Raw genomic sequence first — 19,259 nt, forward strand, 5'->3', positions numbered from 1 at the left:
TAAGATGAAAGAAAATATAGCAGTTTTTGGTGGTGGGTGCTTCTGGTGTACAGAGGCGATTTTTTCTCGCTTAAAGGGTGTGCATCAAGTTGTTCCGGGTTATTGTGGTGGTCATGTTGAAAACCCTCGCTATGAAGAAGTCAAAGCGGAAAAAACAGGACATATTGAAGTAATTAAGATTACTTTTGATCCTACCGTTATTTCGTATGGGGAATTATTAGAAGTATTTTTTAATACACATGATCCAACCACTGTAAATCGTCAGGGTGAAGATGTGGGATCGCAGTATGCTTCTGTTATTTTTGCACAAAATGAAGAACAAGCACAGTTAGCTGTTGAGGTAAAAGATAAGATACAAACAGAATTTGAAGCCCCTATTGTGACCAAAATTTTACCAGCAGAGACATTTTGGACGGCAGAAGAGTATCATCACCGTTATTTTGAACAACATCCTAATCAAGCCTATTGTTCATTAGTCATTGCACAAAAAGTACAAAAATTTATGCAAAAATATGCGGATAAATTGAAATAAGTATTTTGGTTTATGCTTACTACACCATAAACGGTTGCATAGAAAGAGAATAATTCGTGTATTTTATGCTCTCTACCACTTTAGATAAGATAGTGATAGAGAGCTAATCATATTACTTAGGGTAGCTTTTCTTATTTGTATCTTTTTCCATAATAGAAAGCACTTCAGCGGCACTTAGTGTATATCGATTGTTCCTATAGTGTAGTGAGGCTTCATGTAGAGTAATTAAGGCATCAGGAAGGTCAATTTGTAATAGTTCCCTCTTGAGTGGTTCAAAGGTCGTATCACTATACAGTTGAGTCACCTCTAATCCATGTTTTTTAAATATGGCTTCAATATGTTGATCGATTGAGAAAGTCAGTAAGGTACCTTTATAGTCAATAGTAATGATTCCTTGTGGATCAGGTGATATAGATAATGAGACAGGATAAATGATACGTTTAAAGGTATCTAATTGGTCTTGCTCAATCACCCAATCTTGTCTATTTTGCGTATAGAAAAAATTAGTATAAAATCCTGTTGTGGTGGGTTCAATGCTAGACTGACAATGGTTACTTTCAGTGCATTTCTTGAGATCTATCCTTTTTAAGGAAAGAAGTTGTTTAAACTTTTCTTCCCCATAAGTTAATACTAAGTTGTCTATTTTACGCTCATAATCTTTATAATATTTTGCCAATACCAATACATTAGCCGCTCGACTAGCATATAGTAGGTTTTGTGTATGATGAGGTTGTTGATATAAGGCGAGTAAATCTATCTCTTTAATACGCCCAGATGAATCGACTATATCGGCTTTTTTCAAATAATATGCTAATCGCTGTGTTTGTAATTGATAGCTCAAAGAACGGGTATCGAGTATAAAACCAAATAGAATAATAAAAATAATGCTAATCCCTGCTAGTTGACGGTATTTTATCCAAGAGAGAGAAAGATTTAAAAAGGCATAAATACTGATATAAAGTAAAATAGCACCAAGAAAAATACGTTGGCTACTAAATCCATAAGACTGAATACGAATATAAAAACTGAACCACGCTAGTCCTAAAGGCAGTAGTATTAAATAGCGATTTAAGCGCAGAATAAAATGATTTTCTTCTTTAAGTAAATAAGCCAAATATTGTGCTAAAAAACTCAGTATAAAATAAGGTATGACAACCATCATAATACGGTTAGATGGAAGCTCCCCTGCTAATAAAATACGGATAGTATAAAGTGTTAAAAACTCAAGCGTTGTTTACACTATTTGCAAAATAAATTTCTAAATATTCGTAAGGTGTCAGTGTCCGTTTATGACCAAGTTGATCTTGGTAAACAAGAGCACTATGTGGTTTTACGGTGTTGTAGAAATTAATAAATCGGGTAAGCTCCTGTTTTCTATGCTGGCTATCGGTAAATTCATGTTTATCATGCCACATTTGCATCAAGGTTCTAATTACCCGTTCTGCTTTTCCATTGGTTTTAGGATTGGCGACTTTAGTAAATTTTTGATTGATATGATGTTGATAACAAGCTTTACCAAACTCATGTTCTTTTGTTCCTTTATATTCTGTTCCATTATCTGAGTAAATAACCTCTATGGTATAAGGACAAGGGTCTATCAGATGTTGGGTTAAGAACGTAGCTGCGCTAAAGGCGGTTTTATCTGGCATAATAGCCGCATATAATTCACGCGAGTAATCATCGATAGCCACAAACAGATATTCCCTTTGACTTTGCGTGTGTTGTCCTTTCAGTAAAGGCAAGCGTTTTGTATCGACATGAACCATTTCGCCAGGATAGGATTTATTATAGCGTTTAGCTTGTTTCTTTAATCGTTCTTGGATGGACTTTTCTACTTTAGCTAAGCGCTTAATCCCAAATTTAGCCTGTCTAAACCGATTATTGATACTGGTCTGAGGTTTTAATAATCGACCACGAGCGAGTTTGAGTATCTTATAGATAGTGGGGCGAGAAACCTTGTATTCTTTCGCTAAAGAAGTGACATTTTGTTTGTTTTGAGTATAGGCTAGCCAAATCTCTTCTCTTTGGCGAGGTAATAAGCGAGTGTTTTTGTGTATATTCATCGTACTATTATCTTAAAATAATGTAAACAACGCTAGTTTATTCTACATATAAAGATATAAGACAAGTGTATAAGCAATCAGAGAGGGGAAAAAAATATACTTTACGATAATAGAAAGAAAATTATTCTGATTGGTAGAAGTGCTAGATTTATTTTCAAGTATAAGGAAAAAGAAAGGTAGTGCCAGTGATAAGGTGACGAAAGCACTTCTAAAATAAATAAATTCTCTGATGGTATTTTTTAGAATGAGTGTGTCAATGCTGAATAGAATTAATAGCACAATAGTCGTAATAAGTCCGCTAGCAATATATCCTAGTGCAAAGTGAATAAAGGTCTTTAGGGACTGTTGAATAAAATAAAGATTATTTTTATCCCAATTATTAGCAAGCAAGAGAATAAAAGCCATTAAGGTAGCTGAATAATAATATGAACTCTCCAGTACATCTTGTGCGGTAATATCTAATGAAAAGAGGAATGCCGTCCCTATCAGTGGTAAGAGTGCAGAAAGATAATAGTATCGTTTGAAATAGGTTGATTGATGAATTCTATAAATAATGGCGAAATAGATAGGACATAATAACCAAATAGATAAACGAGTATCATAATAATACTCAGGTAGAAATAGTAATCCTATAGCGAAAAGGATTGTCCAGATGAGTTCTACGGGATATTGACGTAAAAGAGTTATCGTCTTGTTGAGTGAAAAAAATTGTGCCATATATTTATTTTTCCCTTAGTTTATGTTTTAGCTATTTAATAATATAGCTTTTTATTAAGAGTATATATTATTCTATAACCTACTCGTTGTGTAGGCGGTGATGTATCTTATTTAGTAAAGTAGGGGGGTAAGAAAGTTTTATTGGTTTTAGTGTATTTATATACATAAATATTTTATCTATTATGAATAGCTTGCCTAAGATAAACGGCATAAATAAAAAGTAATTAAGTTATGTATCTAAAAACAACAGATCGTTAAAAAAGCGACTATTGCTAAAAAGCAACAGGTTAAAAGAAAGTATGTGTCTTTTTAACGACATTTTATGGAATACTAAAAAGAGATGATAAATCAAGGTATTACAGCATTACTTTGAGGTGTTAAACGGAAGGAAAATCTACCTGATAGCAAGGTTTTCGATCGAAACCACTTGCTAAAGCGGGTAGAAGTTGGCATAATTACATTTCTTCGCTGCACAACAGTGTTTGTGCCAAGCGGTCAAGTGAAAAAAGAATCGTCGTAATGTGTTGTTTCTTTTTTCGTTTTTTAAAAAAGATTTTAAATTTTTTAAAAAAACACTTGACAGAATGTAGTCAGTTAGTTCATAATTACATTCTTTCGTTGCTCAACGCAACGTCGCCTCAAAGCGAATCTGTTCTTTAACAACTAACAGCCGATAAGTGTGGGTGCTTGGAATGCAAAGCTCATTACCCTATCACGGGGTAAGCTTACAAGTTATTTTAAGTGCTTACACTACATATATGAAGAAGTAAGGTTTTATACATAAAACGTTATTTCTTTTGAGTGAAGCAGCGATGATAGATTTTTCTATCACAAGAAAACAGGAATTGAACTGAAGAGTTTGATCCTGGCTCAGATTGAACGCTAGCGGGATGCCTTACACATGCAAGTCGAACGGTAACAGAAGAGAGCTTGCTCTCTTGCTGACGAGTGGCGAACGGGTGAGTAATGTATCGGAACGTACCCAGTAGCGGGGGATAACTACGCGAAAGCGTAGCTAATACCGCATACGCCCTACGGGGGAAAGAGGGGGATCGCAAGACCTCTTACTATTGGAGCGGCCGATATCGGATTAGCTAGTTGGTGGGGTAACGGCCTACCAAGGCAACGATCCGTAGCTGGTTTGAGAGGACGACCAGCCACACTGGGACTGAGACACGGCCCAGACTCCTACGGGAGGCAGCAGTGGGGAATTTTGGACAATGGGGGCAACCCTGATCCAGCCATCCCGCGTGTGCGATGAAGGCCTTCGGGTTGTAAAGCACTTTTGTCAGGGAAGAAAAGCTTTTTGCTAATACCAAGAAGTCATGACGGTACCTGAAGAATAAGCACCGGCTAACTACGTGCCAGCAGCCGCGGTAATACGTAGGGTGCAAGCGTTAATCGGAATTACTGGGCGTAAAGCGTGCGCAGGCGGTTCGGAAAGAAAGATGTGAAATCCCAGGGCTCAACCTTGGAATGGCATTTTTAACTCCCGGACTAGAGTATGTCAGAGGGGGGTAGAATTCCACGTGTAGCAGTGAAATGCGTAGAGATGTGGAGGAATACCGATGGCGAAGGCAGCCCCCTGGGATAATACTGACGCTCATGCACGAAAGCGTGGGGAGCAAACAGGATTAGATACCCTGGTAGTCCACGCCCTAAACGATGTCAACTAGCTGTTGGGTCCTACGGGACTTAGTAGCGCAGCTAACGCGTGAAGTTGACCGCCTGGGGAGTACGGTCGCAAGATTAAAACTCAAAGGAATTGACGGGGACCCGCACAAGCGGTGGATGATGTGGATTAATTCGATGCAACGCGAAAAACCTTACCTACCCTTGACATGTTCGGAATGCTAAAGAGATTTGGCAGTGCTCGCAAGAGAACCGAAACACAGGTGCTGCATGGCTGTCGTCAGCTCGTGTCGTGAGATGTTGGGTTAAGTCCCGCAACGAGCGCAACCCTTGTCATTAGTTGCTACGCAAGAGCACTCTAATGAGACTGCCGGTGATAAACCGGAGGAAGGCGGGGATGACGTCAAGTCCTCATGGCCCTTATGGGTAGGGCTTCACACGTCATACAATGGTCAGGACAGAGGGTTGCCAAACCGCGAGGTGGAGCTAATCTCATAAACCTGATCGTAGTCCGGATTGCAGGCTGCAACTCGCCTGCATGAAGTCGGAATCGCTAGTAATCGCGGATCAGCATGTCGCGGTGAATACGTTCCCGGGTCTTGTACACACCGCCCGTCACACCATGGGAGTGGGTTTTACCAGAAGTGGCTAGTCTAACCGCAAGGAGGACGGTCACCACGGTAGGATTCATGACTGGGGTGAAGTCGTAACAAGGTAGCCGTATCGGAAGGTGCGGCTGGATCACCTCCTTTAAGAGCAAGAGCTTTAAAGCCAAAGCATCCACATTTATCGGTTGTTCATGAAAAACGTAGCTAGAATTTGGGTCAGTAGCTCAGTCGGTTAGAGCACCGTCTTGATAAGGCGGGGGTCGCTGGTTCGATTCCAGCTTGACCCACCAATCACGGGGGATTAGCTTAGTTGGTAGAGCGCCTGCTTTGCAAGCAGGAGGTCATCGGTTCGATCCCGTTATCCTCCACCACTCTATTCGGTGACTAGGTAGCGTTTTTTAAAAAACAACGAACAAGTTTTTATTGTCTATTGCAGCAGGATATGCTACAATAGTCGGCTGTTCTTTAACAATTTGGAAGAAGCACAACAAGTAAATAAAGTGAACTTAAATTTCACCAGGAATTTAAGCCAACTTATTGATGGGTTGTGATTGCATTATTATTTTTGAAGTTCTCAACGCATATAGGATAACCCCTATATGAATAAACATTGATGAACGGCATAAACACGCAAACTCAAGCAAATGGGTGTTAACGGGTACGAACCAGTACCAAAAAGGCGTTAATATCCAAGGTAAATGGAAAGATGAGTGTATTTTACTTAATTTTTATTTATCTAAAACCGTAAAGTTAACTTATGCTATAGCAAAGTAGGCATTAAGCCGATAAAGTTATAGGATCAAGTGACTAAGTGCACATGGTGGATGCCTTGGCGATCACAGGCGATGAAGGACGTTATAGCTTGCGATAAGCTGCGGGGAGCTAGCAAATAAGCTTTGATCCGCAGATTTCCGAATGGGGAAACCCACTGCTTTTGCAGTATCATTATCTGAATACATAGGGTAATGAAGCGAACCGAGTGAACTGAAACATCTAAGTAACTCGAGGAAAAGAAATCAACCGAGATTCCGACAGTAGCGGCGAGCGAAATCGGAAGAGCCTAGACGAGATAGCGTAAAAAGCAGTCGAAGGTGTTGGAAACCACCGCCGTAGCAGGTGATAGCCCTGTAGACGAAACTTTTTACGTGGTACTAAGCGTCAGACAAGTAGAGCGGGACACGTGTAATCCTGTTTGAAGATGGGGGGACCATCCTCCAAGGCTAAATACTCGTGATCGACCGATAGTGAACCAGTACCGTGAGGGAAAGGCGAAAAGAACCCCGGGAGGGGAGTGAAATAGAACCTGAAACCGTGTGCATACAAACAGTCGGAGCTCCAGATTAAAGCACCTTGGGTCTTTAGGAAAAATGGACGAAGGCCATTTTTTCAAAAGATATAAAAGGAGTGAATAGCTTCTTAATCCTTTAGGAAAAATGGACGAAGGTCATTTTTTTAAAAGAGATAAAGGGAGTGACAATTGGCATTCAAGTCAGGATGCTTTAATCTGGAGTGACGGCGTACCTTTTGTATAATGGGTCAGCGACTTACATTCAGTGGCAAGCTTAACCGAATAGGGAAGGCGTAGCGAAAGCGAGTCCGAATAGGGCGATTTTAGTCGCTGGGTGTAGACCCGAAACCAGATGATCTATCCATGGTCAGGTTGAAGGTATCGTAACAGATACTGGAGGACCGAACCCACTAATGTTGAAAAATTAGGGGATGAACTGTGGATAGGGGTGAAAGGCTAAACAAATCTGGAAATAGCTGGTTCTCTCCGAAAACTATTTAGGTAGTGCCTCATATATTACTGTCGGGGGTAGAGCACTGTTATGGCTAGGGGGTCATGGCGACTTACCAAACCATGGCAAACTCCGAATACCGACAAGTACAGTATGGGAGACAGAGCACTGGGTGCTAACGTCCAGACTCAAGAGGGAAACAACCCAGACCGCCAGCTAAGGTCCCTAAAATTGGCTAAGTGGGAAACGAAGTGGGAAGGCATAGACAGTCAGGAGGTTGGCTTAGAAGCAGCCACCCTTTAAAGAAAGCGTAATAGCTCACTGATCGAGTCGTCCTGCGCGGAAGATGTAACGGGGCTAAGCCAGTTACCGAAGCTGCGGGTGCATAGGCAACTATGCGCGGTAGGAGAGCGTTCTGTAAGCCTGAGAAGGTGGCTTGAAAAGGCTGCTGGAGGTATCAGAAGTGCGAATGCTGACATGAGTAGCGATAAAGGGAGTGAAAAGCTCCCTCGCCGTAAGTCCAAGGTTTCCTGCGCAACGTTCATCGGCGCAGGGTGAGTCGGCCCCTAAGGTGAGGCAGAGATGCGTAGCTGATGGGAAGCTGGTTAATATTCCAGCACCGACATTAAATGCGATGGGGGGACGGATTGCGAAATGTTATCGAGTGATTGGTAGTACTCGTTGTTGATTTTAAGGTGGCTGTTAGGCAAATCCGGCAGCGAAATCCAAGAGATTGACCCGAAGGGGATTTATTCCCCGAAGTAACAGGCAGTGGTCCCAGGAAAAGCCTCTAAGCTCTAGTTTAATGTTGACCGTACCGCAAACCGACACAGGTGGACGGGATGAATATTCCAAGGCGCTTGAGAGAACTCAGGAGAAGGAACTCGGCAAATTGATACCGTAACTTCGGGAGAAGGTATGCCTTTGTAGCGTGTAAAAGCGCCAAGAGGCCGCAGAGAATCGGTGGCTGCGACTGTTTATTAAAAACACAGCACTCTGCAAACACGAAAGTGGACGTATAGGGTGTGACGCCTGCCCGGTGCTGGAAGGTTAAGTGATGGGGTGCAAGCTCTTGATCGAAGCCCCAGTAAACGGCGGCCGTAACTATAACGGTCCTAAGGTAGCGAAATTCCTTGTCGGGTAAGTTCCGACCTGCACGAATGGCGTAACGATGGCCACACTGTCTCCTCCTGAGACTCAGCGAAGTTGAAGTGTTTGTGATGATGCAATCTCCCCGCGGCTAGACGGAAAGACCCCATGAACCTTTACTGTAGCTTTACATTGGATTGTGAACCGGCCTGTGTAGGATAGGTGGGAGGCGCAGAAGACAGAACGCTAGTTTTGTTGGAGCCGTCCTTGAAATACCACCCTGGTTTGTTTGCGGTTCTAACCTAGGCCCGTGATCCGGGTTGGGGACAGTGTATGGTGGGCAGTTTGACTGGGGCGGTCTCCTCCCAAAGTGTAACGGAGGAGTTCGAAGGTACGCTAGGTACGGTCGGAAATCGTGCTGATAGTGCATTGGCATAAGCGTGCTTGACTGTGAGACTGACAAGTCGAACAGGTGCGAAAGCAGGACAAAGTGATCCGGTGGTTCTGAATGGAAGGGCCATCGCTCAACGGATAAAAGGTACTCTGGGGATAACAGGCTGATACCGCCCAAGAGTTCATATCGACGGCGGTGTTTGGCACCTCGATGTCGGCTCATCTCATCCTGGGGCTGTAGCCGGTCCCAAGGGTATGGCTGTTCGCCATTTAAAGAGGTACGTGAGCTGGGTTTAAAACGTCGTGAGACAGTTTGGTCCCTATCTGCCGTGGGCGTTGGATACTTGACGGAGGCTGCTCCTAGTACGAGAGGACCGGAGTGGACGTACCGCTGGTGTATCGGTTGTCATGCCAATGGCATTGCCGAGTAGCTAAGTACGGAAGAGATAACCGCTGAAGGCATCTAAGCGGGAAACTCGTCTGAAGATAAGGTATCCCGGGAACTAGATTCCCCTAAAGGGTCGTTCGAGACCAGGACGTTGATAGGCTGGGTGTGTAAGTGCAGTAATGTATGCAGCTAACCAGTACTAATTGCCCGTGAGGCTTGATCCTATAACTTTATCGGTTAACGAGAAAAGTGTGGGTATGCCCCATTAACAGAAAACTTCAAAATAACCATAACCCTCAATTCCTACAAGCTGTGTTTCTTCCAAAGGGCTAAAGCAACAAGCCTAATCCGTTTACGCTTGACGACCATAGCAAGGTGGACCCACTCCTTCCCATCCCGAACAGGACAGTGAAACGCCTTTGCGCCGATGATAGTGGGTGGACACCTGTGAAAGTAGGTCATCGTCAGGCTCTTATTCCCTAAACCTCTCAATCCTAGACCGATTGAGAGGTTTTTTATTGCCCATCTTTTCCTCCCTGCCCCTTATCGTATCGCCACGTTATATCTATCTCGTTAATGGGTGAATCGTAACGCTATCGCCACCAATAAATCGATATCTCTGATTATCCCTACCTCCTTCGATAACCTCATCGCCCAGTTTAGCCATCTCTCTATTCCCTAACACCTATACCGCTTTCTCAGTGAATCATCATGTTTTATTATTAATTGCTATACAGTCCTTATTGTATACTCCCATTATATTTATTTAATCCTTGTAGGTATACTCACTAGGCTATAATGCTGCTTTCTACTATTCGCTTCCACTTACTATTAATAACCCCTCATATTCTTTCTATATATCTTTATTCATATGACCTCTCTTGTCAGAGTCAATATCGTATAGCTCATATTGTTCATTCATAATTTGAAATCTTGCCCCTTTATCTTGAATTTAAAGTCATTTTTAATCCCCTCTAATTATTAAATAAATTTATGTAATGTAAATTAAATGTTTTTTTTCGTAAAATTACAGAAAACCTAGTAGAAACCCTAATTACTGAAAAATTTAGATAAAGGTATTATGCTAGGCACTTAATTATTGGATATACCAATCATGAATTGGTAATACCAATTCATACTGTTTATTTATTAAATGCCTTGGAGGGCAATAACAATATGCAATGGCAACAACTCTATGATCCATTTGGGAATATATGGCTATCTAGTTTAGTCGCACTTATCCCAATTATTTTCTTTTTCTTAGCATTAACTGTTTTTCGTCTAAAAGGTTTGATGGCGGGTACGATTACCGTTATTCTTGCTATTTTAGTCGCTTTATTTGCTTATAAAATGCCTGTAGGAATGGCATTATCTTCAGCTGTATATGGTTTCTTCTACGGTCTATGGCCGATTGCATGGATTATTATTGGTGCGGTATTTCTTTATAAAATCTCTGTTAAAACAGGGCAATTTGATATTATCCGTTCAAGTATTTTATCTATCACAGAAGACCAGCGCATGCAGATGCTCTTAGTTGGTTTTGCGTTTGGAACATTCTTAGAGGGGGCTGCCGGTTTTGGTGCGCCTGTTGCGATTACAGCTGCTTTATTAGTGGGCTTAGGATTTAACCCTTTATATGCCGCAGGTCTTTGCTTAATTGCTAATACTGCCCCTGTTGCTTTTGGTGCAATGGGTATTCCAATTATTGTGGCAGGTCAAGTATCTAACTTAGATCCTATGCACATTAGCCAAATGGTAGGTCGTCAATTACCGTTTGTTGTACCAATTGTTTTAGTATGGTTAATGGCGATTATGGACGGTTGGCGTGGTGTTAAAGAGATGTGGCCTGCTATTTTAGTGGGTAGCTTATCATTTGCAGTTACACAATGGGCTACATCAAACTATTTAGGCCCAGAGCTACCTGATATTACCGCATCTATTGCGACTATCATAAGTTTAACTATTTTATGCCGCTATTGGCAGCCTAAAACGATTTTCCGTTTTAACCAAGATGATAAATCATCTGATAAACATTCTTATACAACGGCTCAAATTATGAGAGCATGGATGCCATTTGTTATTCTAACCGTTGTAGTAACTGTTTGGAGTCTTAAATCTTTTAAAGATTTATTCAAAGCAGGTGGAGCGTTAGAACACTTTATTATCAATATTGAAGTGCCAGGGTTACATAATTTAGTTCAGAAATTACCACCTGTCGTTGCTGAAGTAACAAATTATGCGGCAGTTTATAAGTTTGACTGGTTATCGGCTACAGGTACAGCTATTTTAATTGCGGCAATCATTACAATTATTTATTTACGTATGAAACCCTCTCAAGCCGTTGCTACTTTTGGTGAAACATTAAAAGAATTACGTGCATCAATTATCTCTATCGGTATGGTGCTTGCGTTTGCTTTTATCGCTAACTACTCAGGTTTATCAACAACCTTAGCCTTAGCGCTAGCACATACAGGCGGTGCGTTTACGTTCTTCTCACCATTCTTAGGTTGGTTAGGCGTATTCTTAACTGGGTCAGATACTTCTGCAAATGCCCTATTTGGTGCATTACAGGCAATGACAGCACATCAAATTGGTGTATCTGATATTTTATTAGTAGCAGCGAATACAAGCGGTGGTGTAACAGGTAAAATGATTTCACCACAATCTATTGCAATTGCTTGCGCAGCAGTTGGTATCGTGGGTCGTGAGTCAGATTTATTCCGTTTCACTGTTAAACATAGCTTAATTTTTGCGGTAATTATTGGTATTATAGTAACTGTACAGGCATATTTATTGCCCGGAATGATTCCTCACTAATTTCTCTAAGGCAGGTTTATGGTTGCAACAGAATCACTCATTGCTTCTCTATGTGATATGATTCAATCTCAAGGAATTGAAGTTGGAGACCGTTTACCTGCCGAAAGAAAACTATGTGAGATATTATCTGTCTCTCGTACAAGATTAAGAGAATTATTAAAGCAATTAACGGCTCAAGGTATTATTGAAACCAAAGTTGGTTCTGGTACGTTTTTAAAACAAAATCCTGTTATCCAGAAGATGGATGCTAATCTACAACAGATAGATAATCTTTTATTACAGGATCCTGATTATCGCTTTGATGTACAAGAAGCCAGAGCTGTATTAGAAAGTGGTGCAGCATGGTATGCGGCACTTCGAGCGACAGATGAAGAAAAAAACCATATTCGGGCAGTGTATGAAGAGTTACAACACTATCAGAATATAGGCGACTTAGAAAAGGCGGCTCATGCAGATGCTAAATTTCATCTAGCCATTGCAGAAGCTAGCCATAATATTGTGCTGATTCAATTAATGCGCAATGTGTTTGAACTATTGCAACATAATGTCGTCTTAGCACGTCATAAAATGTATACCGATACGTTGATGGTTGATCAATTAAATCATCAACATTCGACACTCTTAACGGCGATTGAGCAAAAAGATGCGACCAACGCTTTAAAGAGTGTACAACAACATATTCATTATGTAATTGACCAGGTAAAGCAAATTGATGAGGAAATTGCTCGTCAAGAACGTAAAAACCGGTTAAAGAAATTTTAGGATAGAAAAAATGATTATTTCATCAACGAAAGACTATCGTGAAGCGGCTAAACGCCGTTTACCTCCCTTTTTATTCCACTATATTGATGGTGGTGCTTATGATGAAGCCACATTAAGAAATAATGTGAGTGATTTATCAACAATTGCTTTACGGCAATTAGTGCTTCGTGAGGATATGACGAATGTTGATACTTCTACCCAAATTTTTGGAGAACAATTTTCTTTACCTCTAGCATTAGCACCTGTTGGTTTAACGGGTATGTATGCAAGACGTGGTGAGGTACAAGCTGCTAAAGCCGCTGATAAAAAGGGTATTCCCTTTACGATGTCAACGGTATCTGTTTGTCCGATAGAAGAGGTTGCGCCTGCGATTAATCGTCCTATGTGGTTTCAACTTTATGTACTACGAGATCGTGCCTTTATGAAAAATGTCCTAGAACGAGCTAAGGCAGCAGGATGCAGTACATTGGTCTTTACGGTTGATATGCCTGTTCCAGGGGCACGTTATCGTGATGCACATTCTGGTATGAGTGGCCCTAATGCGGCAATGCGTCGATATATGCAATCGGTTTTCCATCCACATTGGGCATGGGATGTAGGTGTCAATGGTCGTCCGCATGACTTAGGTAATATTTCTAAATATCGTGGACAGCCAACAGGCTTAGAGGATTATATCGGCTGGTTAGGTGCTAATTTTGATCCTTCTATTTCATGGAAAGACTTACAATGGATTCGTGAGTTCTGGGAAGGCCCGATGATTATTAAGGGAATTCTTGATCCAGAAGATGCCTTAAAAGCAGCAGAATTTGGTGCGGATGGTATTATTGTGTCTAATCATGGTGGTCGTCAATTAGATGGTGTTTTATCGAGTGCAAAAGCCTTACCTGCTATCGTAGATGCGGTTAAGCCTAAGTATCCAGAGTTCAAAATTTTTGCAGACTCTGGTATTCGTAATGGGCTAGATATTGTGCGTATGTTGGCATTAGGGGCTGATGCGTGTTTAATTGGTCGTGCCTTTGTCTATGCCCTTGGTGCAGCAGGTCAAGCAGGTGTAGAAAATTTACTTGATTTAATGAAAAAAGAAATGCACGTTGCGATGACGCTCACAGCAGCTAAAACTGTCTCTGAAATTACGCGTGATAGCCTCGTTAGAACAGAGAAACAACTTGTTGAGGCAGCCAGTGATCTTACTTAACAAATAAATAGTTTAGATATAAAACAATCGGTTGACTTATACTATGACATAATAGGTAATCAACCGATTTTTTATTTTGATGAAGGATAAGAAAATGAATACCTCTATAATTGATGTATTAAAACAAATCGTAGGTCAGAAATATGTTTTAACAGAGGATAATCAAACCCGTCTTTATCGTCAGGGTAAACGTTATGGGTCGGGTGAAGTATTAGCCGTTGTTCAACCCGGAAGTTTATTAGAGCAATGGCAAGTGCTAAAAGCAGTAGTGCCTCATTGTATTGTTATTATGCAAGCAGCAAATACAGGGCTGACAGGCGGTTCGACACCTTTTGGCAGTGATTATGATAGACCTGTTGTTATTTTAAATACTACTCGATTAAAAGGGGTGCAGTTAATTAATCAGGCAACACAAGTAGTTTGTTTACCAGGGGCAACCTTAAATGAATTAGAAAAAGTGCTTGCACCACATAATAGAGAGCCGCATTCAGTGATAGGTTCTTCTTGTATAGGAGCTTCTGTGTTGGGTGGTATTTGTAATAACTCAGGCGGTGCTCTTGTCAGACGAGGTCCTGCCTATACCGAATTAGCTTTATATGCAAGGTTGAATGAAGACAATGAATTAGAGTTAATTAATCACTTAGGGATTGATTTAGGTGATACCCCAGAAGAAATTTTACAACGCTTATCTACTGCTCATTATAGTGAACAGGATATTGATAATAATACTCAACGGGTTGCTTCTGATCATCGTTATGCACATGATGTGAAACAAGTTGATGCGGATACTCCGGCTCGGTTTAATAATGATCCTTCTCGCTTATTTGAAGCATCAGGCTCTGCCGGTAAAGTTTGTGTTTTTGCAGTGCGATTAGATACCTTTGAAAAAGTAGCGAGTGAGGTTTTTTATATTGGGAGTTCAACACAAGATGATTTAACCGCAATTAGACGGTACCTTTTAAAAGAGTTACCCAATTTACCGATTGCTGGTGAGTATATTCATCGCACTGCCTATGATATAGGGGCAGAGTATGGTAAGGATACTTTTTTATTTATTGAGAAATTTGGTACAGATAAAGTGCCACAAGCGTTTGCCCTAAAAGCAAAAGTAGATGGTGTATTAGAAAAATGTAAACTTAAAGGATGGGGTGATAAACTGATTCAGTTTTTCATGAAATTCTTACCAAACCATTTACCTGAGCGCATGAATCAGTACCGTGATTTATATCCGCATCATTTAATTATTCGTATAGAAAAACAAGATGTAGAGCAAGTCAAAGATTTTTTGACTACTTATTTCAAAGAGCATACAACAGGAAATTTTTTCCTATGTAATGCCGATGAAGGAAGAAAGGCTTTTTTACATCGCTTTGCTATAGCAGGGGCGGCTATTCGCTATCGGGATTGTCATCAAAAAGAAGTAGAAGATATAGTAGCATTGGATATTGCTTTGCGTAGAAATGATAGAGAATGGGAGGAAGAGTTACCAGAAGAGTTGAATAAGGATATTATTCATAAGCTCTACTATGGTCATTTTTTCTGTCATGTATTTCATCAAGATTATATTGTTCGTAAAGGGGTTGATCCGCTTGCTATGGAGCATAAGATGTGGACCATATTAGATGGTAGGGGGGCAGAATACCCTGCTGAACATAATGTAGGGCATTTATATTTAGCAAAAGCTGCCTTGGTGAACCATTATCGCCGATTAGACCCAAGCAATACGTTTAATGTCGGGATTGGTCATACCAGTAGAAAGCGTTATTGGAAAGAGTAGGGGAGTGGAGGATTATTTTATAGAAAGTATCGCTACTTGTATTTATTATGATTGATGGTATAAGTCAGATGATGTCTAAATTATAGCGTAGATATTGATAACCTTTTATGGGGTTTAAAGCGTTTTCAATATCTACGATAATATTACAGAAAAATAATTTAAATATAAACTACTATTTAATTAATAATACAAACCTATTGCCTTGGTGTACGAATAGATTGATCATAGTGAGTATTCGCTTGTATAGGTACAAAATTAGGGCTTTGGCGGCGAGGGTTAATATCTAATCCCCCACGGCGAGTATAGCGAGCATAGACCTCTAAGGCGACAGGATTACATTGTTGCATAATATCACAGTAAATCTGTTCTACACATTGTTCATGAAAACCATTATGATGGCGATATGACACAATATATTGCAGTAATGCTTTGTGATCAATCGCTGATCCCTCGTAACTAATCACAACTGTTCCCCAATCGGGCTGGGAAGTAACAGGGCAATTACTTTTGAGTAAATCAGAGATAAGTACTTCTTTAACAATACGTGAATCATCTTTTTTTAATAAGCTCGCTGTTGGCTCATAGATATGGCATTCAATATCTAAGTCATCTAGCAGGATAGCGTGAAGAGAGGGGGTAATAGTAAGTGTGTCAGTATCTGGTGTAGCTTGTTCTAAAGCAGTATTTTGAACAATAGCCGTATGTGCTTGCTCTCGTTTAATGCTTACTTCTGCTCCTGCTGCTTGGCTAAGATCTTTTTTTAACCTTTCCAAAAGCACTTCCCATGTTATTTTTTCTTGGTTAAAAGAATTAAGATAAAGTTTAAAAGATTTGGATTCAATAATATAGGTTGAAGAGGCAGGAATGCTAAAGGTTAAGATAGCAATCTCTGGTTTGCCTTTATGATTTAACCAAGAAACTTCAAATGCTCTCCATATATCTTCCCCTATCCATTCGGGTGTTGGCTGCATACTCAAATACTGGCGACCAATAGAGCGAGGGATAGGGTAAAGTAAGCTAGGATCATAGTGATCTGGGTATTCACTACTTTTACCAAGTGGTGCGTGATTAAGTTCTTGTTCGATAGTCATAAGGTTTCCTTACTTTATACTTAAAGTTTTTGGATGCTAATAATTTTTTGACGAGTGGTATCAGGGGGTGTTGTAGAGGAAGTAACCATATTCTCTGGTGAGTCTTCGTCTTGATGATCAGGGAATGTCTCTTCATCAAATGCTTTATCCCCATTCTCATCTGCAATACCTGTAGGACGCAAATTGATAAAATCAAAAAGATTTTTATCCATTAAGTGAGAAGGAGCAACTGCTGCCAGTGATTTAAAAATATTCCATACTTTTTTGGGGCTTTCTTTTTCCCATGCTCTAAGCATATTAGCGACTTCTTTCCGTTTAAGGTTCTCTTGTGAACCGCATAAATTACAGGGAATAATAGGGAATTTTTTCAATTCTGCATAGGCGATTAAATCTTTTTCTGTTACATAAGCTAAAGGGCGAATGATAGTATGCTTTCCATCATCACTCACTAATTTAGGTGGCATGGTTTTTAATTTAGCCGCATAAAATAGGTTTAAGAAAAAGGTTGCCAAAATATCATCACGATGATGCCCTAGTGCAATTTTTGTACAGCCTAGTTCATCTGCCACACGGTATAAAATCCCTCGTCTTAAACGTGAACAAAGTGAACAGGTTGTTTTCCCCTCGGGGACAAGACGTTTGACAATAGAGTAGGTGTCTTTGTTTTCAATATGAAAAGGAACACCTACTTGGGTAAGATAGGTGGGTAGGACTTCTTCAGGAAACCCCGGTTGCTTTTGATCAAGATTAACGGCAATTAAATCAAAGTGAATAGGAGCGCGTGTTTTAAGCGTCATTAACACATCTAGTATGGCATAGGAGTCTTTACCGCCAGAGAGACAAACCATTACTTTATCACCGTCTTCAATCATATTGTAATCGGTGATGGCAGTGGCTGTTTCTCGAATAATACGTTTACTTAATTTATTATTATCTTGGCGTAATTTTTCTTTTAAAGCAGGATCAATAGTCATATAAAAATTATTTATTTAAAATTAACGGGAAGCAGAAAATTCAAGCCCTACAGCATCACAATCTGAAAAAGCGGCAGGTTTACTAATACGCAATTTAACGTGTTTAACTTCAGCAAAATCATTTAACAGTCGGCGTGTAATCTGACGGCCAAGCACTTCGACAAGGTGGATATGTTGGCGAGTCGCTTCTTCAATAATGGTTTCACGAATTTTACGATAGTCTAAGACGGTTGATATATCAAGGTCATCAGGCTCACCCATTTCATCAATATCAAGTTCTACATCAATATAAATAATTTGGGTTGCTCGTAATTCATGCTCTAAAATCCCTATACGCGCATCTAGTCGTAAGCGATTAAAAAAAATCTTTTGTGTTGGTGTCATGATATAAAAATAATGCTTAATATCTAAGAGTAAATTGTAATGTTTTCTATCTCTAAATTGGCTACAATACGGCTTATTAATAAAGAAACTTTATATGTGAGCGACTATGAACGCAATGATTTATGATGCGGTAATTATTGGTGCAGGCCCAGCGGGTGCGTCCTGTGCTGTTTGGCTATCATTATTAGGGTTTAAACCGATTATTATTGATAGAGCCTCAACAGTAGGAGGGTTATGCGCTTTAAATCCTTTTCCTGATCCGTGGAATATTACTGCCCCTGATTTGACTGGTGAGGAGGTTTCTGTACAAATTAAAAAGAGTTTAGAGTCTGCGCGTGTACCTGTTCTATTGGAACAAATGGTTAAAAATATTCAACGTGAAGAAGCAAGTGAAACGCTTTTATTTAAAGTTTTCTTTGAAGATAAAGAAAAACAACTTCATGCTATTAGGGGGCGTAATATAGTGATTGCGAGTGGTGTTAAACATAAGCGCCCTGTGCAGATGAAAGAAAATGAACGTTATCCCAATATTCTACTGGGGCCGGGAAAACATGTCTATAAGCAAGACTTTGTGATGAAAAAGGTTGCTATTCTTGGTGGTGGGGATAATGCCTTGGAAAATGCAGTATATGTGATGGATAGGGGCGTTCGGACGGTTGATATTTATGCGCGTAGTATTCGTGCTCAGAAAAAGTGGTTAAATAGTATTAACCCTAAACAATTACATATAGGTGAATATGAATTTGACCCTGATAATATGTGTATTAATGGGGAAAAATATGAGATTATTATGGTTTTTTATGGCTATGAACCTCAGTTAGATGGGATTACGCATTTAAATTTAAAACTGAAAGAAATGGGATATATTTGGACAGAAGAAAAAACAGCACAGAGTAGTATCCCCGGAATTTATGCGATTGGTGAATCTGCTAATCGTATGCACCCTTGTGTGGTAACGTCAATGGCTGATGGTATTGTCGCGGCTAAGGCAATTCAGCGGTCTTTAGAGGGAATCGAGAGGTAAATAGCTTATAAAATATTAGCTAGCGTTAAGTCGCTCGAGCGGTTTCTTGCTACGTTCGTAAAACTCATTTTGTT

General features: G+C 40.1%; 12 protein-coding genes, 2 tRNA genes and 3 rRNA genes. 11 read left to right on the top strand and 6 right to left on the bottom strand.

Annotation, left to right across the window (positions count from 1 at the left end):
• The first annotated feature begins 4 nt into the window (after window positions 1-4).
• A complete protein-coding gene (gene msrA / locus F9B76_RS08045) occupies window positions 5-532 on the top strand; it encodes a peptide-methionine (S)-S-oxide reductase MsrA (protein ID WP_159991652.1) in 528 nt (175 codons plus the stop codon).
• A 112-nt stretch (window positions 533-644) separates the two neighbouring features.
• Here the strand turns inward: msrA and F9B76_RS08050 are convergent, their stop codons facing one another.
• From F9B76_RS08050 to F9B76_RS08060, 3 genes are all read right to left on the bottom strand, one after another.
• Window positions 645-1,694: a hypothetical protein gene (locus F9B76_RS08050; RefSeq protein ID WP_243140628.1), complete on the bottom strand. Its 1,050-nt coding sequence runs from the start codon at window positions 1,692-1,694 to the stop codon at window positions 645-647.
• 61 nt (window positions 1,695-1,755) lie between these two features.
• Window positions 1,756-2,595 (bottom strand): integrase core domain-containing protein, encoded by an 840-nt coding sequence (locus F9B76_RS08055; protein WP_159990754.1) that lies wholly within the window; start codon window positions 2,593-2,595, stop codon window positions 1,756-1,758.
• A gap of 42 nt (window positions 2,596-2,637) precedes the next feature.
• A complete protein-coding gene (locus F9B76_RS08060; protein WP_159991653.1) occupies window positions 2,638-3,312 on the bottom strand; it encodes a DUF4153 domain-containing protein in 675 nt (224 codons plus the stop codon).
• An 847-nt stretch (window positions 3,313-4,159) separates the two neighbouring features.
• On the opposite strand from F9B76_RS08060, the gene F9B76_RS08065 reads away from it, so the two are divergent.
• The 9 genes from F9B76_RS08065 (at window position 4,160) to dld (ending at window position 15,712) form a co-directional block, all read left to right on the top strand.
• Window positions 4,160-5,696 (top strand): 16S ribosomal RNA (locus tag F9B76_RS08065).
• Window positions 5,697-5,765: 69 nt separating this feature from the next.
• Window positions 5,766-5,842: transfer RNA gene (locus F9B76_RS08070), tRNA-Ile, on the top strand.
• A 5-nt stretch (window positions 5,843-5,847) separates the two neighbouring features.
• A tRNA-Ala gene (locus tag F9B76_RS08075) sits at window positions 5,848-5,923 on the top strand.
• A gap of 426 nt (window positions 5,924-6,349) precedes the next feature.
• Window positions 6,350-9,385 (top strand): 23S ribosomal RNA (locus tag F9B76_RS08080).
• 133 nt (window positions 9,386-9,518) lie between these two features.
• Window positions 9,519-9,631: ribosomal RNA gene (gene rrf / locus F9B76_RS08085) — 5S ribosomal RNA — on the top strand.
• Together the 16S, 23S and 5S rRNA genes with 2 tRNA genes alongside form the textbook arrangement of a ribosomal RNA operon.
• Window positions 9,632-10,337: 706 nt before the next feature.
• Window positions 10,338-11,978, top strand: coding sequence for an L-lactate permease (gene lldP, locus F9B76_RS08090; RefSeq protein WP_159991654.1), 1,641 nt, complete (start codon window positions 10,338-10,340; stop codon window positions 11,976-11,978).
• Between the two features lie 18 nt (window positions 11,979-11,996).
• A complete protein-coding gene (locus F9B76_RS08095) occupies window positions 11,997-12,740 on the top strand; it encodes an FCD domain-containing protein (protein ID WP_159991655.1) in 744 nt (247 codons plus the stop codon).
• 10 nt (window positions 12,741-12,750) lie between these two features.
• Entirely contained in the window at window positions 12,751-13,935 is a 1,185-nt protein-coding gene (gene lldD / locus F9B76_RS08100; RefSeq protein WP_159991656.1) for an FMN-dependent L-lactate dehydrogenase LldD, read from the top strand.
• A gap of 94 nt (window positions 13,936-14,029) precedes the next feature.
• Window positions 14,030-15,712 (top strand): D-lactate dehydrogenase, encoded by a 1,683-nt coding sequence (gene dld, locus F9B76_RS08105; protein WP_243140629.1) that lies wholly within the window; start codon window positions 14,030-14,032, stop codon window positions 15,710-15,712.
• Window positions 15,713-15,906: 194 nt separating this feature from the next.
• On the opposite strand, the gene queF is transcribed toward dld, so the two are convergent.
• Genes queF through F9B76_RS08120 form a run of 3 tightly spaced genes read right to left on the bottom strand, consistent with a single transcriptional unit; the run spans window position 15,907 to window position 18,161 of the window.
• Window positions 15,907-16,803, bottom strand: a complete 897-nt coding sequence (gene queF / locus F9B76_RS08110) for an NADPH-dependent 7-cyano-7-deazaguanine reductase QueF (RefSeq protein ID WP_159991657.1) — start codon at window positions 16,801-16,803, stop codon at window positions 15,907-15,909.
• A 20-nt stretch (window positions 16,804-16,823) separates the two neighbouring features.
• Entirely contained in the window at window positions 16,824-17,777 is a 954-nt protein-coding gene (ttcA, locus tag F9B76_RS08115) for a tRNA 2-thiocytidine(32) synthetase TtcA (RefSeq protein ID WP_159991658.1), read from the bottom strand.
• Between the two features lie 21 nt (window positions 17,778-17,798).
• On the bottom strand, window positions 17,799-18,161 hold the full coding sequence (locus tag F9B76_RS08120) for a dihydroneopterin aldolase (RefSeq protein ID WP_159991659.1): 363 nt from the start codon (window positions 18,159-18,161) through the stop codon (window positions 17,799-17,801).
• A 106-nt stretch (window positions 18,162-18,267) separates the two neighbouring features.
• On the opposite strand from F9B76_RS08120, the gene F9B76_RS08125 reads away from it, so the two are divergent.
• Complete coding sequence (locus F9B76_RS08125; RefSeq protein WP_159991660.1) at window positions 18,268-19,185, top strand: NAD(P)/FAD-dependent oxidoreductase; 918 nt, start codon at window positions 18,268-18,270, stop codon at window positions 19,183-19,185.
• The last annotated feature ends 74 nt before the right edge of the window (window positions 19,186-19,259 follow it).

Origin of the sequence: Pelistega ratti, assembly GCF_009833965.1 — a bacterium.
GTDB lineage: Bacteria > Pseudomonadota > Gammaproteobacteria > Burkholderiales > Burkholderiaceae_B > Taylorella > Taylorella ratti.